Origin of the sequence: Streptomyces sp. NPDC048182, assembly GCF_043202555.1 — a bacterium.
In the GTDB taxonomy this organism is placed as follows: Bacteria; Actinomycetota; Actinomycetes; order Streptomycetales; family Streptomycetaceae; genus Streptomyces.
Genome location: NZ_JBIDAQ010000007.1, coordinates 286341 through 311299, shown reverse-complemented (window position 1 = coordinate 311299; position 24959 = coordinate 286341). Strand labels below are relative to the sequence as shown.

Annotated in this window: 20 protein-coding genes; 13 read left to right on the top strand and 7 right to left on the bottom strand. The window is 74.9% G+C overall.

What is annotated here, in order from left to right; translation table 11 throughout:
- The first annotated feature begins 8 nt into the window (after nucleotides 1-8).
- The 3 genes from ACGFZL_RS17020 to ACGFZL_RS17010 all read left to right on the top strand — a co-directional run bounded on the left by ACGFZL_RS17020 (nucleotide 9) and on the right by ACGFZL_RS17010 (nucleotide 2945).
- A complete protein-coding gene (locus tag ACGFZL_RS17020; RefSeq protein WP_393692404.1) occupies nucleotides 9-932 on the top strand; it encodes a carbohydrate ABC transporter permease in 924 nt (307 codons plus the stop codon).
- 37 nt (nucleotides 933-969) lie between these two features.
- A complete protein-coding gene (locus ACGFZL_RS17015) occupies nucleotides 970-1830 on the top strand; it encodes a carbohydrate ABC transporter permease (protein WP_393692402.1) in 861 nt (286 codons plus the stop codon).
- A 74-nt stretch (nucleotides 1831-1904) separates the two neighbouring features.
- A complete protein-coding gene (locus ACGFZL_RS17010; RefSeq protein WP_393692400.1) occupies nucleotides 1905-2945 on the top strand; it encodes a LacI family DNA-binding transcriptional regulator in 1041 nt (346 codons plus the stop codon).
- Between the two features lie 14 nt (nucleotides 2946-2959).
- Here ACGFZL_RS17010 and ACGFZL_RS17005 read toward each other — a convergent pair whose 3' ends face one another.
- The 6 genes from ACGFZL_RS17005 to ACGFZL_RS16980 all read right to left on the bottom strand — a co-directional run bounded on the left by ACGFZL_RS17005 (nucleotide 2960) and on the right by ACGFZL_RS16980 (nucleotide 9735).
- A complete protein-coding gene (locus ACGFZL_RS17005; protein ID WP_393692398.1) occupies nucleotides 2960-4129 on the bottom strand; it encodes a lactonase family protein in 1170 nt (389 codons plus the stop codon).
- Nucleotides 4130-4166: 37 nt separating this feature from the next.
- A complete protein-coding gene (locus ACGFZL_RS17000) occupies nucleotides 4167-5693 on the bottom strand; it encodes a carboxylesterase/lipase family protein (protein ID WP_393692396.1) in 1527 nt (508 codons plus the stop codon).
- A gap of 318 nt (nucleotides 5694-6011) precedes the next feature.
- Nucleotides 6012-7142, bottom strand: coding sequence for an FAD-dependent oxidoreductase (locus tag ACGFZL_RS16995; RefSeq protein WP_393692394.1), 1131 nt, complete (start codon nucleotides 7140-7142; stop codon nucleotides 6012-6014).
- A 391-nt stretch (nucleotides 7143-7533) separates the two neighbouring features.
- Nucleotides 7534-7770, bottom strand: a complete 237-nt coding sequence (locus ACGFZL_RS16990; protein WP_355173828.1) for a DUF3072 domain-containing protein — start codon at nucleotides 7768-7770, stop codon at nucleotides 7534-7536.
- Nucleotides 7771-7780: 10 nt separating this feature from the next.
- Nucleotides 7781-8647, bottom strand: coding sequence for an N-acetylmuramic acid 6-phosphate etherase (gene murQ / locus ACGFZL_RS16985; RefSeq protein ID WP_393692546.1), 867 nt, complete (start codon nucleotides 8645-8647; stop codon nucleotides 7781-7783).
- A gap of 167 nt (nucleotides 8648-8814) precedes the next feature.
- The gene (locus ACGFZL_RS16980; RefSeq protein ID WP_393692392.1) at nucleotides 8815-9735 is read right to left on the bottom strand and encodes a MurR/RpiR family transcriptional regulator; all 921 of its coding nucleotides are present in this window, start codon (nucleotides 9733-9735) and stop codon (nucleotides 8815-8817) included.
- A 158-nt stretch (nucleotides 9736-9893) separates the two neighbouring features.
- On the opposite strand from ACGFZL_RS16980, the gene ACGFZL_RS16975 reads away from it, so the two are divergent.
- The 4 genes from ACGFZL_RS16975 to ACGFZL_RS16960 are packed head-to-tail and all read left to right on the top strand — an operon-like array spanning nucleotide 9894 to nucleotide 16559.
- Nucleotides 9894-10889 (top strand): BadF/BadG/BcrA/BcrD ATPase family protein, encoded by a 996-nt coding sequence (locus ACGFZL_RS16975; protein ID WP_393692390.1) that lies wholly within the window; start codon nucleotides 9894-9896, stop codon nucleotides 10887-10889.
- An 8-nt stretch (nucleotides 10890-10897) separates the two neighbouring features.
- The gene (locus ACGFZL_RS16970; RefSeq protein ID WP_393692388.1) at nucleotides 10898-12484 is read left to right on the top strand and encodes a sodium:solute symporter; all 1587 of its coding nucleotides are present in this window, start codon (nucleotides 10898-10900) and stop codon (nucleotides 12482-12484) included.
- Between the two features lie 49 nt (nucleotides 12485-12533).
- The gene (locus ACGFZL_RS16965; protein WP_393692386.1) at nucleotides 12534-13715 is read left to right on the top strand and encodes an anhydro-N-acetylmuramic acid kinase; all 1182 of its coding nucleotides are present in this window, start codon (nucleotides 12534-12536) and stop codon (nucleotides 13713-13715) included.
- Nucleotides 13716-13742: 27 nt separating this feature from the next.
- Complete coding sequence (locus ACGFZL_RS16960; RefSeq protein ID WP_393692384.1) at nucleotides 13743-16559, top strand: FAD-binding and (Fe-S)-binding domain-containing protein; 2817 nt, start codon at nucleotides 13743-13745, stop codon at nucleotides 16557-16559.
- 21 nt (nucleotides 16560-16580) lie between these two features.
- On the opposite strand, the gene ACGFZL_RS16955 is transcribed toward ACGFZL_RS16960, so the two are convergent.
- Nucleotides 16581-16979 carry a hypothetical protein gene (locus ACGFZL_RS16955; RefSeq protein ID WP_393692382.1) on the bottom strand — a complete coding sequence of 133 codons (399 nt, stop codon included), beginning with the start codon at nucleotides 16977-16979 and terminating at the stop codon, nucleotides 16581-16583.
- A gap of 128 nt (nucleotides 16980-17107) precedes the next feature.
- Between ACGFZL_RS16955 and ACGFZL_RS16950 the strand changes: the two genes are divergently transcribed.
- From ACGFZL_RS16950 to ACGFZL_RS16925, 6 genes are all read left to right on the top strand, one after another.
- Nucleotides 17108-18004, top strand: coding sequence for an arginase family protein (locus ACGFZL_RS16950; RefSeq protein ID WP_393692380.1), 897 nt, complete (start codon nucleotides 17108-17110; stop codon nucleotides 18002-18004).
- Nucleotides 18005-18154: 150 nt separating this feature from the next.
- Entirely contained in the window at nucleotides 18155-19846 is a 1692-nt protein-coding gene (locus ACGFZL_RS16945; protein WP_393692379.1) for an ABC transporter ATP-binding protein, read from the top strand.
- Nucleotides 19843-21657, top strand: a complete 1815-nt coding sequence (locus ACGFZL_RS16940) for an ABC transporter ATP-binding protein (RefSeq protein ID WP_393692377.1) — start codon at nucleotides 19843-19845, stop codon at nucleotides 21655-21657. The genes ACGFZL_RS16945 and ACGFZL_RS16940 overlap by 4 nt, the downstream gene beginning before the upstream one ends.
- A gap of 58 nt (nucleotides 21658-21715) precedes the next feature.
- Nucleotides 21716-22777 carry an iron-siderophore ABC transporter substrate-binding protein gene (locus ACGFZL_RS16935; protein WP_393692375.1) on the top strand — a complete coding sequence of 354 codons (1062 nt, stop codon included), beginning with the start codon at nucleotides 21716-21718 and terminating at the stop codon, nucleotides 22775-22777.
- A gap of 49 nt (nucleotides 22778-22826) precedes the next feature.
- Complete coding sequence (locus ACGFZL_RS16930; protein ID WP_393692373.1) at nucleotides 22827-23855, top strand: FecCD family ABC transporter permease; 1029 nt, start codon at nucleotides 22827-22829, stop codon at nucleotides 23853-23855.
- Nucleotides 23856-23911: 56 nt separating this feature from the next.
- Entirely contained in the window at nucleotides 23912-24958 is a 1047-nt protein-coding gene (locus ACGFZL_RS16925; protein WP_393692544.1) for a FecCD family ABC transporter permease, read from the top strand.
- Nucleotide 24959 lies beyond the last annotated feature (1 nt).

Sequence of the window (24959 nt, the reverse complement as noted above, 5' to 3'; positions counted from 1 at the left end):
GACCCGAGATGGCCACGACAACGATGCCCCAGCCGGTGCAGGCACCGCCGCGCCGCCCGGGCCGCTCCTCCCGGCGGTCGCCGCGCACCACGGTGATGGCCGTACCCGCGCTCCTCTGGTACGGCGTGTTCATGGTCGGCCCGATCGGCGCGATCTTCGTGATCTCCGTCCTCGACTGGCCGGGCATGCTCGCCCGGGCCGGCTTCGCCGGGCTGGACAACTACCGTGCGGTCCTCGGCGACGAGCTGTTCTGGGACGCGGCGCGCAACAGCGCCGTGCAGCTCGCGATCGCCGTGCCCGTGATGATCGTCGGCGCCTTCATGCTCGGCTACTTCCTCTCCACCAAGCCGCGCGGGTACCGGTTCCTGAAAGTGGTCGTCTTCACGCCCGCGCTGATCTCGGCCTCCGCGAAGGCCATGATCTTCTGGGGCATGTTCGCGCCCAACGGCATGATCAACAAGCTGCTGGGGAGCATCGGCCTGGAGGGGCTCCAGCACGCCTGGATCGCTGACACCTCCACCGCCTTCGGCTGCGTCATCGCCATCGACGTCTGGAGCGGCATCGGCTACACCGCCACGCTGTACGCGGCCCGGCTCGACGCGCTGCCGGACTCGGTGTACGAGGCGGCGGAGATCGACGGCGCCGGCCACTGGCGGCGCATGTGGGGCATCGCCTACCCGATGGTGCGCGACTTCGTGGGCGTCACGGTGATGCTCCAGTTCCTGTGGACCCTGTTCACCTCGGCGCAGAACGTCCTGCTGCTCACCCAGGGCGGCCCGGGCAACAGCTCCACGAACCTGTCCTTCCTCGTCTACCAGAAGGCGTTCGTGCAGTCCGACCTCGGCTACAGCCAGGCCGCCGGCGTGCTGCTCTTCCTCGTGGGCCTGGCCGGCATGCTCCTCATCCGCCGCGTCTTCCGCGCCGCCCACTGACCCCGCCGCCCCGACCGCACGCTCAAGGACTGCTGCCATGAAGCCTGTTCGTCACCCCCGGTCCCGCCGGCGCCCCCTCACTCCCGGCCGTGCGCTCAGCCACGCGGGCGCCTGGGCCTACGCGCTCGTCCTGCTGCTGCCCCTCTACTACCTGCTGGTCTCGTCCTTCAAGGACAACGACGAGATCTTCTCCGACCCGCTCGGCCTGCCCTCCCACTTGTCGTTCGGGAAGTTCTCCACCTCCGTGCACGACGCGCGCCTCGACCTGGCCATCGCCAACTCGCTGATCGTCACGCTCGGTTCGCTCGTCGTCGTCCTGCTGCTCGCGGTGCCCGCCTCCTACGCGCTGGCCCGGGCGCGCGGACGCACGGCGGTGATCATCGAGCGCGTCTTCGCGCTCGGGTTCCTCATCCCCACCTTCGCCGCCCTCGTTCCGACCTTCCTGCTGGCGGCCCAGCTCGGCCTGTTCCACACCCGCACCTTCATCGTGCTGTTCCTGCCCGCGACCTCGCTTCCGCTGGCGGTGGTGCTGCTGACCCAGTTCATGCGGACGGTGCCGGACGAGGTGGAGGAGGCGGCCCGGATGGACGGCGCGGGCAACTGGACCGTGCTGCTGCGCATCTATCTGCCGATGGTGGTCCCCGGCATCGTCACCGTGCTCATCCTGAGCTTCCTGGCGTACTGGAACGAGTACCTGTACTCGCTGGTGATCATCGGACCCGACCAGGCGCAGCGCACGATCCAGGTCGCCGTGCCCACCCTGCGCTCCACGCTCTCCACCGATTTCGGCGTGCTGTCGGCTGGTACCGTGGTGACGCTCCTTCCGGTCTACGTGGTCTACGGCGTGCTGCAACGGCGGATGGAAGGCGCCCTGATGGGCGGCGCCGTCAAGGTGTGAGCGGCAGGGCTGTGAGCGGCAGGGCGAGGATGCGGCGGGACCCGGCGGCGGTGCCCCGCCGAGAACGAGGAGACGTGGCCCGAGGCAAGAGCGACCGCGCGACGATCGCGGATGTGGCCGCCCTCGCCGGAGTCTCGGTGTCGGCCGTCTCCAAGATCGTCAACGGCAAGGGGTCGTTCCCGCCGGCCACCCAGGAGCGGGTGCTGCGGGCCGTCGACCGGCTGAACTGGGCGCCCTCCGCCGCCGCGGCCTCCCTGCGCGGCGCGAAGACCCGGGCCATCGGCATGATCTCCAAGCGTTCACCGGACGTGCTCAACGCCGACCCACACTTCACGCTGCTGATCGCCGGCATCGAGAGCGAACTGGCCCCGCGGGACTACGGACTGCTCATGCACATCGTGGGCGAGCAGCCGAGCGCGGAGAAGCGCGCGTACCGGCGGCTGTCCGACGACCGCCGGGTGGACGGCGTCATCCTCACCGAGAGCCGGATCGGCGACAGCCGCTTCGCCCTGCTGCGCGAACTGGGCCTGCCCGCCGTGCTGGTGGGCACGCCGTGGACGGACGACGCGATCAGTACGGTACGCGCCGAGCACCAGGACCGGGGCATGATCGACGCCGCCGACCACCTGGTGGGGCTCGGACACCGGCGCATCGCCTACATCAGCGGCCCCGAGGACCGGGTGCACACCGGCTACCGGCGGCAGGTCTTCGTGTCGGCGCTCGCCCGGCACGGGCTGTCCCCGAGCCACCTGCTCGCCTCCGACTTCGCCGGCCGCCCCACGGGCGCTCCGGTCGAGCAGATCCTGCGCTCCGAGCCGGCGCCGACGGCCATCGTCTTCGCCAACGACATGATGGCCCTGGCCGGGATGTCCGCGGCGCAGCGGCTCGGCTTCGACGTGCCCGGGGATGTCTCGGTCATCGGGCACGACGATCTTCCCGTCGGCACGCTGCTGCACCCGCGCCTGACGACGATCCGCCAGGATCTGACCGGCCTCGGCCGGGCCGCCGCCCTCGACCTCCTCGTCCGGCTCGGCGAGGACGGATCGGACGACGCGCCGGTGATCGCCCCGCCGGAGCTGGTGGTGCGGGAGTCCACCGCGCCGCCCGGTGCGTGAGCCGTTCACTCCTCTCAGGCCGGGAGCACGCAGGCCGCCGCCTTCACCGGGTAGGGAGGACCGGTCGGGGTGAGCCGGCCGGAGGTGCGGTCGCGGGCGAAGACGGTCACCGTGCCGGAGGTCTGGTTCGCCGCGAAGAGCCAGTCGCCTCCCGGAGCGAGGGCGATGTGGCGGGGCGTGGAGCCGCCGGCGGGGACCGTGTCCAGGAGGGTCGGCCGGCCGGCGTCCTGGTCCAGGGCGAAGCGGGCGATGCTGTCGTGGCCGCGGTTGGAGACGTACAGGTGAGCCGCGTCCGGGGACAGCACGATCTCCGCCGGGTAGTTGCGCGTGGTCCCACCCGAACCCGCGGCCACGGTCGGCAGCACCGCGCCGGGGGTCACCCGTCCCGTGCCCGGGTCGTAGCGGCAGACGGTCAGCGAGTCGCCGAGTTCGTCGGCCGTGTAGAGGTAGCGGCCCGAGGGGTGGAAGACGGCGTGCCGGGGACCCGCGCCCGGTCGCGTGCGGGCCTGGGAGACGGCGGCCAGGCGGCCGGTCCGGGTGTCGAGGCGGTAGGTGTACAGGGTGTCGGTGCCGAGGTCCACGGCCAGGACGAAGGCTCCGGCCGGGTCGTTCAGGACCATGTGGGCGTGGGGCCCGCGCTGCCGGTCCGGGTCGGGCCCCGAGCCGGTGTGCTGCACGAGGTCGGTACGCGCCCCGAGCCGTCCGTCGGCGGCCAGGGCGTGCACCGCGACGCTCCCCGAGCCGTAATTGGCGGTCAGCAGATGGCCGCCCGTCGCGTGGACGACGAGATGGCACGGGCCGCTGCCGCCGGTGTTCGCGGAGTTCAGGACGCGCGGGCCGCCCGGGACGGTCAGCGCCGTGACGGAGTCGCGGTACTCGTTCACCGCGTAGAGCAGGCCACTGCCGGAGGCCGCCAGGAACGACGGATCGGCGAGGGACAGGGCGGAAGTGCGGGTCAGCGCGCCGGTCGCCGGATCGTGTGCCGCGATGTCGATGCCGGGGCCGCCGGAGGACGTGTAGGTGCCGATGTAGAGCGGCCGGGTCGCCCGAGGGGCGGGCCGCGGGGCGGACGCCCGGGCCGGGCCGGTGAGCGCCAGTGGCACGGCCGCGCCCGCCGTGGCGCTCAGGAAGAGGCGCCGTGACGGTCGTCGCGCGGCCGCCGCCTCCTGATCCTGCTGGGCCATCGAGGTCTCCTCGTCGCTAGGAAACGTGGGGGTGGCGCTACTTGAGCTTGATCAGCCCGTTGCGGTCCCAGAACTCGCACCGGTGATCGGCGGCGAAGTCACGGGTGAGCGACGGGCCGGGGAGGTCGAAGCGCATGACCGGGGCGTGGTCACCGTACTGGCGCGGCCAGTTCGAGCCGGGAGCGCCGGTGTGCAGGAAGGCGCCCCACCGGGCCCGCATCTCCCGGGCCAGTCGCTCCTGTGCCCGGTTCAGCCCGGTCAGGAACTTCTGCGAGCCGTCCCAGCGGGTGAAGCGGAAGAGATACTCCAGCTCGGTGGTGTGGTAGGCGCCCCACGAGAAGCCGGGCGTGACGGCCTCGGCGGGAGCCGTGCGGTCGGCGAACTCGTAGGCGTACACGGGGGTACGGCGGGCCAGGAGGCCCTCGATCTTCCAGGTGCGGCAGACCCGGTCGGGGTCGGAGGCGACGGCACCGGCGGCGTCCGGCGGGGCGAGGTCGCGGTAGTGGGCGAGCACGGCGTCGGCGTATTCCGGGTAGCCGCGGCGCACCCACGCCTCGTAGGACTGCGCGGTGGCCGGCTGGGCGATGCCCGGGTACGGGCGGTTCTCGTCCCGCGTGTTGCCGATGAGGACGGGGACGCGGCTGAAGACGCCGTCCCGCACGGCCTGCTGCGGGTCGCGCGGCAGCGCCGTGCCGCCGATGGTCGGCGTACCGGGCGGGTCCGGCTGGTCGATGAACCGGCCGGGCGGCAGCTGGCGCAGGCACGTCAGCACGGTCGCCGGGTCGGTGCAGCCCAGCCGCCCGGCCAGGCCGGTCCCCTGCTGCTCACGGGGGGCCAGGGCGTCGGCGTTGCAGGCCCCGCTCTGGATGATCGCCTTCTGGAACAGTCCGGCGGCGCGCGGCGAGGCCATCAGCCGGCAGACGGCCCGCCCGCCGGCGGACTGGCCGGCGATGGCCACCCGGTGCGGATCGCCGCCGAAGGCCCGGGCGTTGGCCCGTACCCAGCGAAGCGCGGCGATCTGGTCCAGGAACCCGTACTGCCCGGAGACGGTGCCGTCCCGGCCGCCTTCCCGGGTGAGTTCGGGCAGGGCGAGGAAGCCGAGCCAGCCCAGCCGGTGGTTCACGGCGACGACGACGCTGCCGGTCTCCTCGGCCAGGGCGCGGGCGTCGTACTGGCTGCCGGCGCCGTTGACCCCGCCGCCGCCGAAGATCCAGAACAGGACGGGAGCCCGTCCGGCGCGGGCCTCGGGGGTGTGCGGGCGCCAGATGTCGACCTTGAGGCAGTCCTCGGTCTCCGTGCGCGGTCCGTTGCTGTTCTCGCTCTGCGCGCAGGCGGGGCTGGGCGCCACCGTGTCTCGTACGCCGTGCCAGGGGCGGACCGGGTGTGGGGCCTTCCAGCGCAAGGCGCCGGTCGGGGCGGCGGCGTAGGGGACGGATCCGAAGAAGTCGCTGCCGCCGAGAGCGCGGCCCCGGACCGTGCCCTCGGTGGTGCGGACCGTGGGGCGGGCGTCGGCGCTCGCGGGCGGTGCGGGGCCCAGGAGGACGGTGACGAGGAGGGTGATCATCAGTGCCGCGACACGGCGTGGGGCTGTGCGACGACCGGTGGGGAGGACGGGCACGGCGGTCCCTTCTGCGAGCCGCCACCGGGTGGGGGCGGTCGCAGGGCAACGTAACGAGTGAGAACCGCGGTGTCCATAGAACGGTACATATTAAAAGATCAGCCGACCCTGAAGCAGCCGCGGTTTCATGGACTAGATCGCTTTATCAACGCCATCGGCTCCACATCGGCAACCTCTTGACGCTGCCCCAGGTGAGAGCGATACGGGTGCTTCCTGCTCGCCAAGGGCGTGCTCCCGGAGTTCGCACCCGGACGGTGACGCCCCCTAGTGGTCCTGTCCGGTGAGCAGTTCGAGCATGGCCCGGGCCGTGTTGTGCTCGGAGTCGATCCCGTGGACCTCGGCGTCGTCGATGGTGACGGGCTCGGCGCCGCGGGCGAACAGGGCACGCTCGTACGCGTCGAGCGCGGCCTCGGTGTCGTCGGGGTGCGCGGCGAGGGCGTCGCCGAGTTCGGCGCCGTCGAGCATGGCCAGGTTGGCGCCCTCGCCGTTCGGGGCCGCGAGGTGGGCGGCGTCACCGAGCAGGGTCACGCCCGGCACCCGGTGCCAGTGGTGCTCGGCCGGCAGGGCATGGTGGGGGCGCAGCACCGGCGGGACGTCGGCGTTGGTGATCAACGCGGTGAGTTCCGGCGCCCAGCCGTCGAACTCCCGCGCTATCCGTTCGGCCGCGGCGGGGGCGTCGGTGAAGTCGATGGCGGCGAACCACTCCTGCGGCCTGGACAGGGCCACGTAGGCGTGCAGCGTGTCACCGGCCTCCCGGTGGGCGAAGATCTCCTGGCCCGGCGAGGGCGCGATCATCGACCCGCCGCCGACCACCCGCGCGGCGGCGGCGTGCCGGGTGTCGGCGTCGAACAGGTAGGTCTCGACGAACGAGGTGCCGACGTACTCGGGCGTGGCCGCGGAGAGCAGCGGCCGGACCCGGGACCAGGCACCGTCGGCGCCGACCAGCAGGCCCGAGACGACGGTGCTGCCGTCGGCGAAGCGCACCTCGTGCCGGCCGTCGCCGAGGGCCCGGGCGGCGTCGACCTTCTGTCCCCAGCGCACGGTGCCGGCCGGGAGCGAGTCGAGCAGGATCCGTCGCAGTTCGCCGCGCCGGACTTCGGGGCGTCCGCCCGTACCGTCGTCCGGCATCTCGTGCAGGACGGTGCCGTCCCGCTCGACCAGACGCATCGCCTGGCGGCCCTCGATGACGACGGCGCGGAACTCGTCCATGAGGCCGGCCGCTTCGAGGGCGAGTTGCCCGTTGTAGTCGTGGATGTCGAGCATCCCGCCCTGCTCGCGGGAGGTCGGGGACGCCTCGGCCTCATGGACCGTGACCGGGATTCCGTGCAGGTGCAGGACGCGGGCCAGCGTGAGTCCGCCGAGTCCGGCGCCGATGATCGTGACAGGGGTGCGCATGAGGGCTCCTTCAGGTCAGGACCGCCGACTTCTGGCAGCAGTCGCTTACCGGAAACGTTCCAGAGCCCGCCGACAGAGAGCCGACACCGAACCGACGGCACCCGACAGACGGCCGACATCCCTCTCGCGGCGCCCGGGCGCCGACGGCATACGTCTGCCGTTGTGGAGCAGCAACAGCCAGACCAATCAGCAGTGGACGCTGCCGGCCTGAACACCGTCGTCAGTGCCGGGCCACTCTGTGCGCGATCCACGCGCATGAGACCGTCCGACCGGGAAACCTGGGGGTCAGAGCGAGGTCGGCAGCGCTCCCCCGGGGGCTGGCCGTGCTCAGGCTCCCCCGGTTCTGCCCTTGAGCCGGGGGAGCCGCCCTTCGGACACCGGGGCCGGTCGGTCAGGTCCCTTCGCCGCCCGGCTCCGTGGCTCGTGGTGTCTGCTCGCCCTGGGTGCGGGGAGACGCCTGCTGGAGACGGTCGATCATGCGGGACGCGTCCGCCTTCGTGAGGTTCTCCGGTACGTCCTCGCCCGCCTCGCGGGCGAGGGTGTGCAGGTAGCTGAGTTGCGGCCCGGTGGCCGGCTCGTCGCCGGTCGCCCAGTCCCGCACGTCCTTGCTGGGGTTCGTATCGCTCATGGGACCCCGACTACCCGTGATCCGCCGAGTCGACGCGGCCCCCGTTCGGGTCGGCGGCGGTACGGGTGTCGCCGTGGGCCGACGCGATGCGGTGGGCGGCCTCCTCGGCGTCGGTGCCGGTCAGGAGCATGACGATGGCGGTCTTGGCGTGGCCGTCCGCGGCGTCCAGGGCCCGGGCGACGGCGTCGGGAGCGGCTCCGGTGGCCTCGGCGACCATGCGGCGGGCGCGGTCGACCAGCTTGTCGTTGGTGGCGCGCAGGTCGACCATGAGGTTGCCGTACACCTTGCCGAGGCGGACCATCGCGGCGGTGGACAGCATGTTGCAGACCATCTTCTGGGCGGTGCCGGCCTTGAGCCGGGTCGAGCCGGTGAGGACCTCCGGGCCGGTGAGCACCTCGATCGGGATGTCGGCACAGCGGCTGACGGCGGCGTCGGCGTTGCAGGCCACCGAGACGGTGGCGGCTCCCCGGGCCGCGGCGTGGCGCAGGCCGCCGACGACATACGGGGTGCGACCGCTGGCGGCGAGGCCGACCACGGTGTCGCGGTCGTCCAGCTCGATGGCGTCGAGGTCGGCGACCGCCCGCGCGGGCTCGTCCTCCGCGCCCTCGACGGCGAGGACGAAGGCGCCGGGGCCGCCGGAGAGCAGGCCGACGACCTGCTCGGGCGCGGTGCCGAAGGTGGGCGGGCACTCCACGGCGTCGAGGAGCCCGATGCGCCCGCTGGTGCCGGCGCCGAGGTAGACGAGACGGCCGCCGCGGCGCAGGGAGGCGGTGACGGCCTCGACGGCGGCGGCGACGGCGGGCAGCGCGGCGCGGACGGCGAGGGCGACCGACTGGTCCTCGGCGTTCATGACGGCCAGGAGGTCGGCGACCGTCATGCGGTCCAGGTCGGTGGTCCGCTCGTTGCGGGTCTCGGTGCCGAGCGTGCCGAGCGCGTCGAGCAGGCCGGGTGTGTCAGGGGTGCTGAGGTCCACGGCGCGGTCGTCCTTTCGGTGGTGCCGGGTGCGGGTGCCAGGTGCGGGTGGTGGGTGCGGGTGTGGGGCGGTCAGTCCTCGGCCGAGGTGCGGCGGGCGGGGCCCGGGCGCCGGCGGCGCTGTACGGCCCGGTAGGTCTTCTCCAGCGCGGCCGTCGTGGCGTCGTAGGAGCGCTGGGCGACGCCGACGAACAGGCAGTCGATCACCGCGAGCTGGGCTATGCGGCTCACCGTCGCGCCGGAGCGGAACGGCGTCTCCCGGGCGCAGGTGGCGAGGACCAGGTCGGCGGTGGTGGCGAGGGTGGAGCCCGGGACGTTGGTGAGGGCGATGGTGGTGGCGCCGCGCTCGGTGGCCGCCTGGAGGGGTTCGACGGTGTCCTCGGTCTCCCCGGAGTGCGAGACGGCCAGAGCCACGTCGCCGGGGCCGAGCAGCGCGGCGGCGGTCAGCGCGGCGTGCCGGTCGGTCCAGATGAACGCCAGATGCCCGATGCGGTGCAGCTTCTGGTGCAGGTCCTGGCCGACGAAGGCGCTGGCCCCGACCCCGAAGATGTCCACCCGCCGGGCGCCGGCGACCGCGTCCACGGCCCGGCCGAGCGCGTCGATGTCGAGGCCGGCGCCGGAGTCCTCCAGGGCGCGGACCTCGTTGTAGACGATCTTGTGGACGATCTGGTCGAGGGTGTCGGTGGCGCTGATGTCGGTGCCCGGGGCCGGGCGCTCGCCGCCGAGGGCGTGCTCGCGGGCGGCGGCGGCGGCCAGCGCGAGGCGGAGCTGGGGGTAGTTGCCGACGCCCGTGGTGCGGCAGAACCGCATCACCGTGGCGACGGAGGTGGCGGCCCGCTCGGCGAGGGCGCTGATGGACAGCTCGGCCGCCTGGCCGGGGTCGGCGAGGACGGCGTCGGCGACCCGGCGTTCGGAGGGTGCCAGGGTGGGCAGGGCCGCGCGGATGCGCGCCAGGGTGTCGGCGGGGGGCGGTTCCTGGCTGGCGCTGGCCATGGGCGGGTTCCTCCGGGGTGGGTGGCGTCAGCGTAGTCAGGACCCGGGCGGCGCGTCAAAAATTTACGCACTTCAATTTCTGCGGTTACTTATTGACATCCGGACGTCGGTCTTCCGATACTCGCTGCACCCGAAACAGGACACGAGGGCGTGCCGAAATGACGACAGCAGTGGCGGTCGACCTGGGCAAGACAGGTTGCCGTGCCGTGCTCCAGGAGGGCCCGGGCGGTCCCGCCGGCCGGGTTCACGAGGTGCCGGGTGCGCCCGGACTCGCCGAGGACGGCGGGGTGGCGGCGGCCCGGGCCGCCGTGCGCGCCGCGGTGCTGCCGCTGCTCGCGGGGCGCACCCGGCTCGCCGCCGTGTGTGTCGGCGCGGCCGGGGCCGCCGCGGCCCGGGGCGCGGCGCGTGCCCTGGCCGGGCTGCTCCTCGAGGACCTGCCCGCGGACGAGGTGGCCGTCACGAGTGACGCCGTCACCGCGCACGCGGGCGCCCTCGGCGGCGGGGCGGGCGTGGTGCTGGCGATCGGCACCGGGTCCGTCGCGGTCGGCATCGGCGCGGACGGGTCGTTCGCCCGGGCGGACGGCTGGGGGCCCTGGCTGGGCGACGAGGGCGGCGGAGCCTGGATCGGCGTCCGCGGCCTGCGGGCCGCGCTGCGCGCCCACGACGGACGCGGCCCGGACACCGCCCTGCTCGCAGCGGCCGTCCGGCGCTTCGGCGCCGCGGACACGCTGCCCGCGGCCCTGTCCGCCATGGGCACCCCGGCGCGCACCGCGGCCTCCTTCGCGCCCGAGGTGGCCCGCGCCGCCGAGGCCGGGGACGCCGTCGCCGGCCGGATCGTCCGCGAGGCCGGCGCCGCACTGGGGGAGACCGCCCTGGCCGCCGCCGCCGGCATCGCCGGCGACGACCTGGCCCTCAGCGTCACCGGCGGCCTGACCGGCCTCGGCGAACCGCTGCTGGCGCCGCTGCGCGCGGCCCTGGCCGCCTCGCCCCGTCCGCTGCGGCCCAGGCCCCCGCTCGGCGACCCGCTGGACGGCGCCCGCCTGCTGGCCCTGGACGCCGCACTGCCGCACGAGGCGCACGTCGTCCGGGTGCGCCGGACCTTCCCCGAACCCCAGATCCCCACCGCGCCGGTGCCCCCGCCGGCCGTCGCCTAGGAGCCCGCGTGCGCCAACTCGACCTCGTCGTGATCGTCGTCTATCTGGTCGCCATCGCCGTGATCGGACTGCGGCTGGCCGGACGGCAGCGGACCGCCAAGGACTACTTCGTCGGTGAAGGCCACATGCCGTGGTGGACGGTGTCCTTCTCGGTGGTGGCGACCGAGACCAGCGTGCTCACCGTGATCAGCGTGCCCGGCGGCGCCTACTCCGGCCAGGGCTTCGGCAATGTGGAGCTGGCGTTCGGCTACGTCATCGGACGCGTCGTCGTCGCCACCGTGCTGATCCCGCTGTACAAGCGGGGCGGCTTCGTGAGCGCCTACCAGTACCTGGGCGACCGGTTCGGGCTGCGGCTCCAGGGGCTGGCCTCGATCACCTTCGTCTTCACCCGGCTGCTCGCCGAGGGCGTCCGGCTGTTCGCCTCGGCGATCCCGATCAAGCTGCTGCTCGACGAGTTCGGCGTGCACGCCGGGTACCGGACGATCATCGTCGTCCTCACCGTGATCACCGTGGTGTACACCTACCTGGGCGGCATCAAGGCCGTCATCTGGACGGACGCCATCCAGATGGGGCTCTACGTGGGCGGCGCGATCCTCGCCATCGCGGTGCTCTCGGGTCATGTCGGCGCCGACGGCTACTCCGCCGCTCTGCACTCCGGACACTTCAAGCTCTTCGACACCGACTTCAACCTCGCGCACATCCTCACCAGCCCGTTCGCGCTGCCCACCGCGATCATCGGCGGTGCGATCTTCGCGATGGCCAGCCACGGCTCCGACCAGCTGATGGTGCAGCGGGTGCTGGCCACCCGGACGCTGCGGGACGGCCAGAAGGCGATGATCGCCTCCGGCGTGTTCGTGACCGTCCAGTTCGCCGCGTTCTCCCTCGTCGGCGCGCTGCTGTGGGCGTACAACCAGGGCAAGAGCTTCCAGGACCTCGGCCTGAGCAGCTCCGACAACCTCTACCCGAGCTTCATCCTGCACGGGCTGCCGGTGGTGGTCTCCGGTCTCCTCGTGGCGGGCATCCTCGGCGCCGCGATGGGCTCGCTCTCCTCGGCGCTGAACTCGATGTCCAACTCGACGGTCGCCGACATCATCCACAGCTTCTTCCGGAGCACCCCCTCCGAGGAGGCGCTGCTCAAGCTGGCCCGGGTGATGACCCTGGTGTGGGCGGTGCTGATGGCGGTGTTCGCCTGCGCCTTCAGCACCAGTACCGGCAACGTGTACCTGACCGGCCTGACCATCGCCGGCTACACCTACGGCGCGCTGCTCGGCGCCTTCCTGCTGGGGCGGCTGGTGAAGCGGGCCAACGAGACCGACTCGATGGTGGCGTTCCTGGTCACGGTCGCGGTGATGACGTACATCGTGCGCGAGGTGAAGATCGACGTCACCACGGCGGGGACCACGGTGCCCACCGCGATCGCCGCGCAGTGGCTGGTGCCGATCGGGGTGCTGATCACGCTGGTGGTCGGCGGCGTCATGAGCCTGTTCCACCGGGCGCCGGAGGCCCGCCCCGCGTCGGCGGCCGAGCTGCCGGACGACGGGCCCGAGCCGGGAACCGGGACGGACCGGGTCCCGGCGGGCACCGGCCGGGAGTAGGCGGCCGGCCCGTCCCCTCGCACGAGCACGAACGTCACCTGGAGAACCCATGCGCGTGATCGGCCTGATGTCGGGCACCTCGTACGACGCCATCGAGGCGGCCGCCGCCGACCTGACCCTGGACGGCGACACCCTGTGGCTGCGGCCTCTCGGGCACCTGTCCGTGCCCTACCCGGACGAGGTGCGCGAGCTGATCGCGGCGACGCTGCCGCCGGCCGCGACCAGCACCGCGGCCGTGTGCGCACTGGACACCCGGGTCGGCCAGGCGTTCGCCGCGGCGGCGGTCCGCGCGCTCGGTGAGCTGTGCGGGGGCGAGGCCGGTCTGGTCGTCTCGCACGGGCAGACGATGCACCACTGGGTGGAGGAGGGCACCGTCCGCGGCACCCTGCAGCTGGGCCAGCCGGCCTGGATCGCCGAGGCCACCGGCGTCCCCGTGGTGTCGGACCTGCGCAGCCGGGACGTGGCCGCGGGCGGCCAGGGTGCCCCGCTGGTCGGCATGACCGACGCCCTGCTGCTGCGCGGGCTGCCCGGGGTTCCGGCGGCGCTGAACCTCGGCGGCATCGCCAACGTCACCGTCGTCGCGCCGGGCGCCGAGCCGCTGGCCTTCGACACCGGCCCCGCCAACGCCCTGCTGGACGCGGCGGTCGGGCACTTCACCGGCGGCGCCGCGGCCTACGACGAGGACGGGCGCCGGGCGGCGGCCGGGCGGGTCAGCCCCGCCCTGCTGAAGGTGCTCCTGGACGACCCGTACTACCGTCGGGCCGCCCCGAAGAGCACCGGCAAGGAGCACTTCCACCTGCCCTATCTCCAGCGGGCGCTGGCCGCCGTGCCCACGCCCGAGCCGGACGACGTCCTCGCCACCCTGGCCCGGCTCACCGCCGTCACCGTGGCCGACGCCTGCCGGGCGCACGGCGTGACCGGCCTCGTCGTGTCCGGCGGCGGCGCCCGCAACCCGGTGCTGATGCGGATGCTCGGCGAGGAGCTGCCCGGGGTGGGCCTGCGCCCCAGTGACGACCTGGGCGTGCCCTCGGACGCGAAGGAGGCGCTCGCCTTCGCCGTGCTCGGCTTCCTCACCGTGCACGGGCTGCCCGGCGCCCTCCCCTCCGGCACCGGCGCCCGCCGGGCCACGCTGCTCGGCAGCATCACGCCGGGGCGGGGCCCGCTGCGCCTGCCCGAGCCCGCCACGACGCCGCCGCGCCTGCTGCGGGTCGCCGAGTCCGCCTCCCACTGACCGCCGCCGCGCCCGTAGCGAGGACCCATGAACCCCTCCCCCACCTCCTGGCTCACGGCGTGCGTGAGCGATCCGGCCCGGGTCTCGACCGAGCTGCCCCGCCGGATCGCGCTCGCCCACGACGCCTCGCCCTACCTCTTCACCCCGCAGGCGGTGGTGCGTGCCGCGTCCGCGGCCGAGGTCGGGGCGCTGATGGCCGGTGCCCGCCGGGCCGGGGTGCCGCTGACCCTGCGCTCGGGCGGCACCAGCCTGGCGGGGCAGGCCGGCGGCTCGGGGGTCCTGGTGGACGTCCGCAGTCACTGGCGCGGCGCCGAGGTGCTGGACGAGGGCCGGCGCGTGCGGGTGCAGCCGGGGCTGACGGTGCGCCAGGTGAACGCGCGGCTCGCCCGGTACGGGCGCCGGCTCGGGCCCGACCCGGCCAGTGAGAGCGCCTGCACGGTGGGCGGCCTGGTCGCGAACAACTCCAGCGGCATGAACTGCGGCACCCGGGACAACGCCTACCGGACGATGGAGTCGCTCCAGTTCGTGCTGGTGTCCGGCACGGTCGTCGACACCGCCGCGCCCGACGCGGACGCCGCGCTGCGCGCCCGGGAGCCTGAGCTGCACGCCGGGCTGCTGCGGCTGCGCGACCGGGTGCGCGGCTCGGCCGCCTCGCGGGCCACCGTGGAGCGGCTGTTCGCGATGAAGAACACCATGGGCTACGGCCTCAACTCCTTCCTCGACCACGACGATCCGGCACAGATCCTCGCCCACCTGATGATCGGCAGCGAGGGCACCCTGGGCTTCGTCGGCGAGGCCGTCTTCCGAACCGTCCCGCTGTTGCCGCACGCCGCCACCGCCCTGCTGGTGCTGCCCGGCACGGCCGAGGCGACCGACGCGCTGCCCGCGCTGCTCGGTGCGGGCGCCCGCACCGCGGAACTGCTGGACGCCGCCTCGCTACGGGTGGCGCAGCAGACCGCCGAGCCGGTCGCGGAGGTGCGGGGGCTGCGGGTGGAGCGGCACGCGGCGCTGCTCGTGGAGTTCGCCGAGAACGACGCGGAGGCGCTGGACGCCGTGGTGGCCGCCGCCCGGCCGGTCCTCGACGCGCTGCCCACGGTCACCGGGTCGGCGCTCACCCGGGACCCGGCCGTGCGCGGTCGGCTCTGGCACCTGCGCAAGGGCCTGTACACGGCGGTCGCCGGGGCCCGTCCGGTGGGGACGACGGCGCTCCTGGAGGACATCGCGGTCCCGCTGGAGCGGCTGACCGGGACCTGCGAGGGGCTGGCCGGCCTGTTCGCGCGGCACGGCTACGAGGACGCGGTGGTCTTCGGCCACGCCCGCGACGGCAACCTGCACTTCATGCTCACGCAGTCGTTCGACACGCCCGCCGAGACCGAGCGGTACGCCCGCTTCACCGACGCCATGGTCGACCTGGTCCTGGACGCCGGCGGCACCCTGAAGGCCGAGCACGGCACCGGGCGCGCGATGGCGCCGTTCGTCCGCCGCCAGTACGGCGACGAGCTGTACGAGGTGATGCGGGAGCTGAAGCGGCTCTGCGACCCCGACGGGGTGCTGAACCCGGGCGTCCTGCTGGCCGACGACCCGGACGCGCACCTGCGCGACCTGAAGCCGGTGCCGCCGGTCGACCCGGCCTTGGACGCGTGCGTGGAGTGCGGCTACTGCGAGCCGGTCTGCCCGACCGCCGACGTCACCACGACGCCCCGTCAGCGGATCGTGCTGCAACGGGAGATCGCCCTGGCGGAGGCCGCGGGCGACGAGGAGCGCCGCCGGGCCCTGGCGGAGGACTACGGGTACGCGGCGGTCGACAGCTGCGCGGCGGACAGCCTGTGCGTCACCGCCTGCCCGGTGTCGATCGACACCGGAGCGGCGATGAAGCGGCTGCGCGCCGAGGAGCACGGCCGGGCCGCCCAGCGGGCCGGGGCCGCCACCGCCCGGCACTGGGGCGGCGCCGTCACCTCGGTGCGGGCCGCCCTGACCACGGCGCACGCCCTGCCCGCCCCGGTGGTCCGCGCGGCGACCGGGGCGCTCCGCGGGCTCGGGGCCGGCGAGCTGGTGCCCGCCTGGTCGGCGGATGTTCCGCGCCGTGGCCCGGCCCGCCCCGACGCGCGGCGGCCCGAGGGGGCCCGGGCGGTGTTCTTCGCGGCGTGCATCGGCAGCGTCTTCGCGCCCGAGGGGGACTCCGGCGGGGCCGCCGCCGCCTTCCTGCGGCTGTGCGAGCGCGCCGGCGTGCCCGTCGCGGTGCCGGCGGATCTGGCCGGCCTGTGCTGCGGCACCCCGTGGCAGTCCAAGGGCTACACCGAGGGGCACCGCGCCATGGCCGCGCGGACGCTGGCGGTGCTGTGGGAGGCGAGCGACGGCGGGCGGCTTCCGGTGGTGTGCGACGCGTCCTCCTGCACCCACGGCCTGGAGCAACTGGCCGACACCCTGCCCGAGTCCGAGCGCGCCCGGTACGCGGCCCTGCGCTTCACCGACAGCGTCGCCTTCGCCGCCGAGCACCTGCTCCCCGCCCTGCCCGCCGCGCGCCGTCTCGACACGCTGGCCCTGCACCCGACCTGCTCCACGACGCACCTGGGGATCGACGCCGCCCTGCGCCGGGTCGCGGAGGCGGTCGCCACGGACGTCTTCGTGCCGGACTCCTGGGGGTGCTGCGCCTTCGCCGGGGACCGGGGCCTGCTGCACCCGGAGGTCACCGGGGCCGCGACGGCCGCGCAGGCTGCGGAGGTCACCGCCGGCGCGTTCGACGCGTACGCCTCCTGCAACCGCACCTGCGAGCTGGGCATGACCCGCGCCACCGGCCGCCCCTACCGGCACGTCCTGGAGCTGCTCGACGAGGCGACCGCCTGAGCACCTCCGCCGGACACGGTGTCAGGCACGGATCCTGCGGCGGCGATAGCTCGCCGAGTCGACGTGTGCGCCGCAGCCCTTCTTGTCGCACCAGCGGCGGACGTCCGCCGGCGCGGGCAAGCCGAGCAGGGCGCAGGCCGCGCACGCCACCTCGGCCAGGATCTCGGTGATCCCCGCCGACCAGGCGGCGAGGTCGGCGGGAGCGGCCAGCAGGCACGGGGGGCGCTGGTCCGCCACCTCGCGGTCGCCGTGCCGATCCGGCCGGCCGGCCGCGGAGAGGACCCGGGTTGCCCTCGTGCTGCTTGCGGCGGCGCGCACCGGGACCGTCGCCTTCGGCGGGCTGCTCACCGCGGCGCTGCTCGTCCCCTCGATCGCCGCCGCGCCGGTGATGGGATCGCCGGCGGACCGGGTGGCCCGCAAGAAGCCGTTCTTCAGCGGTGTCCTCGCCTGCTACGCGGGCTGTCCGGCGGCGGTCGCCGTGCTCACCGGCCCGCTGACGCCCCGGAAACGCCCTGGACCGTGCCCCCCGTGGCGGCCACGATGGCCGCATGCGACGCCTCGTGGTCATCGACGCCCCGTCCAACCTCGGCCTCCGGCCGCCCGCCGAGGGCACCGTGCCCGGGTGCTACAAACTGGCGGGGGCCCTGCGCGAGCAGCGGCTGCTCTCCAGGCTGGGAGCGGCCGAGGGCGGGGTGGTGGTGCCGCCGCGCTACGACCGCGGCGGGTGGCGGGCGGGCGACGGCGTGTTCAACGCGGGCGCCCTCGCCGCGTACACCCCGAAGCTCGCCGACCGCATCGAGCGGCACGTCCGCGCGGGGGACTTCCCCGTCGTCCTCGGCGGGGACTGCTCCATCCAGCTCGGTGCCTCTCTCGCCCTGCGCCGCACCGGCCGGTACGGCATCGCGGCCGTCGACGGGTCCGCGGACTTCCGGCACCCGGGCAACTCCGACCACGTCGGGGCCGCCGGCGGCGAGGAACTGGCCCTGGCCACCGGCCGCGGCCAGCGCGACCTCACCGACCTGGAGGGGCTGCGGCCGTACGTCCGGGAGGCGGACGTCCGCCTCCTCGGCATCCGGGACTACGACGACGAGCGGGCCGAGCTGGACGAGCTGAAGATCTGGTACGCCACCGTCGGGCAGCTCCGCGAGCGCGGCGTCGAGGAGGTGGCCGGCGCGGTCCGGAGGTCGCTGGAGGGGCCCGAGCTGGACGGGTTCTGGGTGCACCTGGACGCCGACGTGCTCGACCCGTCCGTCATGCCCGCCGTCGACAGCCCCGATCCCGGCGGGCTGCTGCCCGGCGAACTCGGCTCCCTGCTGGGCACGTTGGTGCGCTCCGAGCGCTGCGTCGGCCTGAATGTCACCATCTACGACCCGGACCTGGACCCGGAAGGCTCCGGCGCCGCCCTCCTCGCCGGCCTGCTAGAGGAGGCGTTCGCCCGCTCCTGAGTCAGGTACCTGAGCACAGGGAGCCGGGCACAAGGGCCTGGGTACGGGGATCCGCCGACCTTAAGTTAGCCTTACCTTCCTCCGACCCGGGTGCGTGTCCGAAAGCCGTTCATCCGTCCGGTCGGCCGGGCTATCCAGAGGAGCGGGTGAGTGGGGGCAGAGATGTCCGGGCGCGAGGTGATCCGCCGCGCCGTGGCCGGGCAGCGCCGGGGGGTGGCCCTCGGCTCCCTGCTGAGCGCGGGGCACCAGATGGGCGAGGCCCTGGTGCCGGTGCTCATCGGCGTGATCGTGGACCGCGCGGTCGCCCGGCCCGACGCGGCGGCGCTGGCCGGCTGGCTGGGCGTCCTGGCCGCCGTCTACCTGATGCTCTCCTACGGGTTCCGCTTCGGCGCGCGCGCCGGTGAGCGGGCCGCCGAACGGGCCGCGCACGAGCTGCGGATGGACCTGGTGCGCCGGGTGCTGGCCCCGCAGGGCGGCGCCGAGGCCGGGCGGCCACCCGGGGCGCTGGTGAACGTGGCCACCGAGGACGCCCGCCGGGTCGGCGCGTTCACCATGGCGCTGACCCTCGGCGTCGCCGCGGTCGTCGGCGTGGTGGCGGGCGCGGTGCTGCTGCTGCGCGCGTCCGTGCCGCTCGGGCTGCTGGTGCTGCTCGGCGCCCCCGTCCTGATGGCCCTCGGCCATCTGCTGGCCCGGCCCCTGGAGCAGCGCAGCGGGGCCGAGCAGGAGCGGGCCGCGCACGCCTCCGGCGTGGCGGCCGACCTGGTCGCGGGGGTGCGGGTGCTCAAGGGGCTGCGCGCCGAGGGGGCCGCGGTGGCCCGCTACCGCGCCACCAGCCGGACCTCGCGGGACGCCAGTGTCCGCGCGGCCCGGGCGGAGGCGCTCCAGACCGGCCTGATGCTCACCCTGACCGGACTGTTCATCGCCCTGGTGGCGCTGGTGGGCGGGCGGCTGGTGCTGAGCGGCTCGATCGGGCTCGGCGCGCTGGTCTCGGCCGTCGGCCTCGCGCTGTTCCTGCCGGGTCCGGTCGGAGTGCTGGCCTATGTGGGCGCCGAGTTCGCCAAGGCGCGGGCCTCGGCCGCCCGGATCGCCGACGTGCTGTCCGCGCCCGGCGAGGTCGCCGGCGGCACCGGGGAGCCCGTCCGCCCCGCCGCCGGCGAGCTGCGGGTGCGCGGGCTCGGGCACGGCGGCCTGAAGGGCGTCGACCTGACGGCGCGGCCCGGGGAGCACGTGGGCGTGGTGGTCACCGACCCCGCCCAGGCGGCGGCCCTGCTGCACTGCCTGGCCCGCCGGTGCGATCCCGCCGAGGGCCGTATCGAGCTGGACGGGCGGCCGGTGACCGAGCTCGCCCCCGAGGCCCTGCGGTCCGCGCTGCTGGTGGCCGAGCACGACGCGCAGCTCTTCGACGGCACCCTGCTGGAGAACGTCACCGCCGCCGCGCCCCCGGGCGCCGACCCCGGCTCGGCCGTGGCGGCAGCCGCGGTGGACGAGGTCGCCTCGGCCCTGGCCGGCGGCATGGCGGGGCGGATCGGCGAGCGGGGCAGCGCCCTGTCCGGCGGCCAGCGCCAGCGGGTCGCCCTGGCCCGCGCCCTGGCCGCCGAGCGCGAGGTGCTGGTCGTGCACGACCCGACCACCGCCGTGGACGCGGCCACCGAGGCCCGGATCGCGGCCGGCATCCGCCGCGCCCGGGCCGGGCGGACCACGGTCCTGGTCACCAGCAGCCCCGCGCTGCTCGCCGCCACCGACCGGGTCGTGCTGATCGACGGCGGCACGGTGGCCGCCGAGGCGCCGCACGACGACCTCGTACGCGACCATCCCGTCTACCGCGCGGCGGTGCTCACATGACCACGGACCTCGTGAAGGCGGCGCACGGCGAGCGCGACCTGCTGCCCGTCGCCACCCCGGCCCGCACCCGGGCGGCGCTGCGCGACCTGGTGCGTCCGGACCGGGGGCGGGCCGTCCTCGGCCTCGGTGTGCTGGTCGCGGCCACCGCCGTAGGGCTCCTTGTGCAGCCGCTGCTCGGCCGGGTGGTCGACATCGTCGCCGACGGCCGGCCGGCCGGCGACCTGACCTGGCCGGTGGTGCTGCTCGCGGTGGTGGCCGTGGTGCAGGGCGTGGCCACGACGATCGGGCTCGGCCAGGTCGCCCGGCTCGGCGAGCGGGTGCTGGCCCGGCTGCGCGAGCGGTTCGTGGAGCGCGCCCTCGCGCTGCCCGCCGACCGCCTGGAGCGGGCGGGCGCCGGGGACCTGACCGCCCGGGTCACCGGGGACGTGGCCCGCGTCGCCGAGGCGGTGCGCTCGGCGCTGCCCGAGATGGCGCGCTCCATCCTCGCGATCGTCCTGACGCTCGGGGCGCTGGCCCTCCTCGACGTGCGGTTCCTGCTGGCGGCGCTGCTCGGGGCGCCCGTGCAGGTGCTCACCGCCCGCTGGTACGTGCGCCGGGCCGGGCCGCTCTACGCCGAGCAGCGGATCGCGGGCGGCGCCCAGCAGCAGCAGTTGCTGGAGACCATCGGCGGGGCCGTCACCGTGCGCGGACACCGGCTGGAGCGGGACCACACCGAGCGCACCGAGCGGCGTTCGCGCGGCGCGGTGGCGCTGACCCTGCGCGGCGTGGACCTCGTCCTCGGCTTCTACGCGCGGCTGCACATCGCCGAGTACCTCGGCCTGGGCGCGGTGCTGTTCGCCGGATACCTGCTGGTGCGCGACGGTTCGGCGTCCGTGGGCACGGCGACGGCCGCCGCGCTGTACTTCCACAGCCTGTTCGGACCGGTGAACCAGGCCCTGGTGCTGCTGGACGACGCGCAGTCGGCGGCGGCCGGCCTGGCCCGCCTGGTCGGGGTGACCGACCTGGGCGACGGCCCCGCCCGGCCGGCCGCGCTGCCCCGGCAGCGGACCGCGCCCGCCGAGGACACCGGGCCCGCCGAGGGCGCCGAGCCCGCGGCCGTCACCGCCGACGGCGTCAGCCACTCCTACCTCACCGGCCGCCCCGTCCTGCACGAGGTCTCCCTGGTCCTGCGGCCCGGCGAACACGTGGCGCTGGTCGGCACCAGCGGGGCCGGCAAGTCGACGCTGGCCCGGATCGTGGCCGGCGTCCAGGACCCGGCGGCCGGGTCGGTGCACGTCGCCGCCGGCGGGCGGGAGGTGCCGGTGGCGCTGGTCACGCAGGAGGTCCACGTGTTCAGCGGCAGCCTCGCCGACGACCTGCGCCTGGCCCGCCCGGACGCCACCGACGCCGAGCTGCGCGCGGCCCTGACCACGGTGGGCGCCCTGGCATGGGCCGAGGCGCTGCCCGAGGGCCTGGCCACCGAGGTCGGCGAGGGCGCCCACCGCCTGGACCCGGCCCGCGCCCAGCAACTCGCGCTGGCCCGCCTCGTGCTGGCCGACCCGGCCGTCGCCGTCCTCGACGAGGCGACGGCGGAGGCGGGCAGCGCCGGCGCCAGGATCCTGGAGCGCGCCGCCGAGGCGGCGCTGGCCGGGCGCACCGCGCTGGTGGTCGCCCACCGGCTCACCCAGGCCGTCGCGGCCGACCGGATCGTGGTCCTGGAGGCCGGCCGGGTCGTGGAGAGCGGCCCGCACGAGGAACTCCGCGACGCGGGCGGGCCGTACGCCGCCCTCTGGCGGGCCTGGTCCGGCAGCCGGGCCGCACCGCACCCCTGACCCACCACCCCCGCCCCCCCTCTTCCGTTCCCTCCGCGAATCCCCGAAGGACACCGTCATGTTCCGCTTGCTCCCCCGCATCCGGCCGGTCGCCGTCGCCGCGTCCGCCCTGCTGATGCTCTCCGTCTCGGCCTGCGGCTCCGGCGACGGCGACGACTCCGGCGCGCCGGCCTCCGACAGCAGGGCGGACAAGGGCGCCTTCCCGGTCTCGATCGGCCACCGCTTCGGCACCACCACCGTCGAGTCCGAGCCGCAGCGCATCGTCACCGTCGGCCTGACCGACCAGGACACGGTTCTCGCGCTGGGCAAGGTGCCGGTCGGCACCACCGAGTTCGTCGGCGAGTACAAGGGCGCCGTCGGACCGTGGGCGGAGAAGGCGCTCGGCGGCAAGCAGCGGCCCACCGTCCTGCACGACGACGGCACCGGACCGCAGGTGGAGAAGATCGCCGCCCTGCGCCCGGACCTGATCCTGGCCCTGTACTCCGGGCTCACCAAGGACCAGTACCGCACCCTGTCCAAGATCGCGCCGGTGGTCGCGCAGCCCAAGGACGGGCCGGACTGGAGCATCACCTGGCAGCAGCAGACCGAGCAGATCGGCAAGGCGCTGGGGCAGGGCCCCAAGGCGGAGCAGCTGGTCGCCGCGACCGAGAAGCACCTCGCCGACACCGCGGCGAAGCACCCCGAGTTCAAGGGCAGCAGCGCGGTGATGGCCACCGCCTACGAGGGCCGGTACGTCTACGGGCCGCAGGACAACCGCTCCCGGGTGCTGCACTCCCTCGGCTTCACCCTCCCCGCCGACCTCGGCAAGGTCGTCGGCGACTCCTTCGGCGCCAATCTGAGCAAGGAGCGCACCGACCTGCTCGACACCGACGCGCTGGTCTGGCTGGTCGCCGACCCGGCCAAGGACGCCGCGAAGCTGCGCAAGGACCCGCTCTACGGCGACCTGGACGTGGTGAAGCAGGGCCGCGAGGTGTACGTCAGCGAGAACACCGACTTCGGCCACGCGATCTCCTTCGTCAGCCCGCTCAGCCTGCCCTACGTGGTCGACCGGATGGCGCCGATGCTGTCCGCTGCCGTCGACGGCGAGCCGGCCACCGAGGTCCCCGCACCGCGGGCCTGACGCACCCACCGCAGCGTCCCCGAGGAGTCCGTACCGTGGAGCAGATCCCGTGAACCCCACCGCAGGGCGGCGTCGCCCCGCCGTGCTCGTCGCCGCGCTGGCGGCCGGGCTGGCCGCGCTGTGCCTGCTCTCGCTCGCCCTGGGCGCCTTGGACATCCCGCCGGGCCAGGTGTTCGACGCGCTGACGGGGCGTCCGGTGGCGACCCGGGTCGAGGACATCGTCTGGTCGGTCCGGGTGCCGCGCACCGGCCTCGGCCTGGCGGCCGGTGCGGCGCTCGGCCTGTCCGGCTGCCTGATGCAGGCCCTGACCCGCAATCCGCTGGCCGACCCGGGCATCCTCGGGGTCAGCGCGGGGGCGTCGTTCGCCATCGTGGTCGCGGCCGGCGTGGCGGGCATCGGCTCGCTGCTCGGCTATGTCTGGTTCGCCTTCGCCGGGGCGATGGCCGCCAGCATCGTCGTCTACCTCCTGGGCCGGATGGGCCGCTCGGGCACCACCCCCGTGAAGCTGGCGCTGGCCGGGGTCACGGTGACCGCGGTGCTGTCCTCGCTGACCAGCGCTGTCGTGCTGACCTCCCCGGCGGCCCTGGACCGCTACCGCTTCTGGTCGGCCGGTTCGCTGGCCGACCAGGACGCCGCCACCCTCTGGCGGATCCTGCCCTTCCTGGCGGCCGGCGCCCTGCTGGCGCTGGCGAGCGCGCCCGCGCTGAACAGCCTCGCCCTCGGCGACGACGTCGCCGCCTCTCTCGGCAGGCGGCTCGGCCTGGTGCGGCTGCAGGGCGTCGTGGCGGTCACCCTGCTCACCGGGTCGGCCGTCGCGGTGATCGGCCCGGTGGTCTTCATCGGCCTGGTCGTCCCGCACGTCGCCCGGGTGCTCGCCCAGTGGGCGGGCCGCGGTCCCGACCACCGCTGGCTGCTGCCGCTGTCCGCGGTGCTGGCCGCCGCGCTGCTGCTCGCCGCCGACATCCTCGGGCGGGTGCTCGCCCGCCCCACCGAGGTGCAGGCCGGCATCATCGTCGCTTTCGTCGGCGCGCCCTTCTTCATCGCCCTGGTCCGCCGGCGCCGGCTCGCGGAGGTCTGACCGTGTCCACTCCCCCGCACACCGGCGCCGTCGCCGAGTCCGGACCCCGCCCGCCCGTGCTGCGCGGCGCCCGGCCCTTCCGGCTGGCCTTCCCGCCGGTCTCCGGTTTCCTGCGCCCGCGCCAGCTGGCCGTGACGCTCGCGCTCGCCGCCGCCGTGTTCACCGCGCTGTGCTGGGCGGTGTCGGTGGGCGAGTTCGGCATCCCGCTGCCCGACGTGGCCCGCGCGCTGACCGGCTCGGGCGACCCGGGCACGGTCCTGGTGGTGCGGGAGCTGCGGCTGCCGCGGGCCATGGCGGGGCTCCTCGCCGGTCTCGCGTTCGGCATGTCGGGCGCCCTGTTCCAGACCATGACCCGCAATCCGCTGGCCAGCCCCGACATGATCGGCCTCACCGAGGGCGCCGGGACCGCGGTGGTCGCCGCCATCGTCCTCGGCTGGGACTTCGGCCTCGGCACCCAGGCCCTCGGGCTGATCGGGGCGCTCGCCAGCGCGCTGCTGGTGTACGGCCTGGCCTGGCGGCGCGGCACCACCGGCTACCGGATCATCCTGGTCGGCATCGGCGTGTCCTGGCTGTGCCTGAGCGCCACCGACTTCCTGATGGCGCGCGGCGGACGCTTCCAGGCGCAGGCCGCGCTCGGCTGGCTGGTGGGCAACCTCAACGGCCGGGACTGGCAGCAGGCCCGCCCGCTGGCCCTCGCCCTGGTGGTACTGCTGCCGGCCGCGCTGCTGACCGGGCGGCTGATGCGCACCCTCCAGCTCGGCGACGACGTCGCCAAGGGGCTCGGCACGCGTGTGCAGTCCGTCCGGCTCGTGGTGCTGCTCACCGGCGTCGGCCTGGTCGCCTTCGCCACGGCGGCGGCCGGTCCGGTGGCCTTCGTGGCGCTGGCCGCCCCGCAGATCGCCCAGCGGCTGTGCCGCACCGCCTGGCCGCCGACCCTGGCCTCCGGTCTGACCGGCGCGCTCGTCGTCCTCGCGTCCGACGTGGTCGCGCGCGAACTGATCCCCGGCACCGAACTGCCCGTCGGGATCGTCACCGGGGTGCTCGGCGCCCCGGTGCTGCTCTGGCTGCTCATCCGCGTCAACCGCGCGGGCTCAGGAGGCTGAC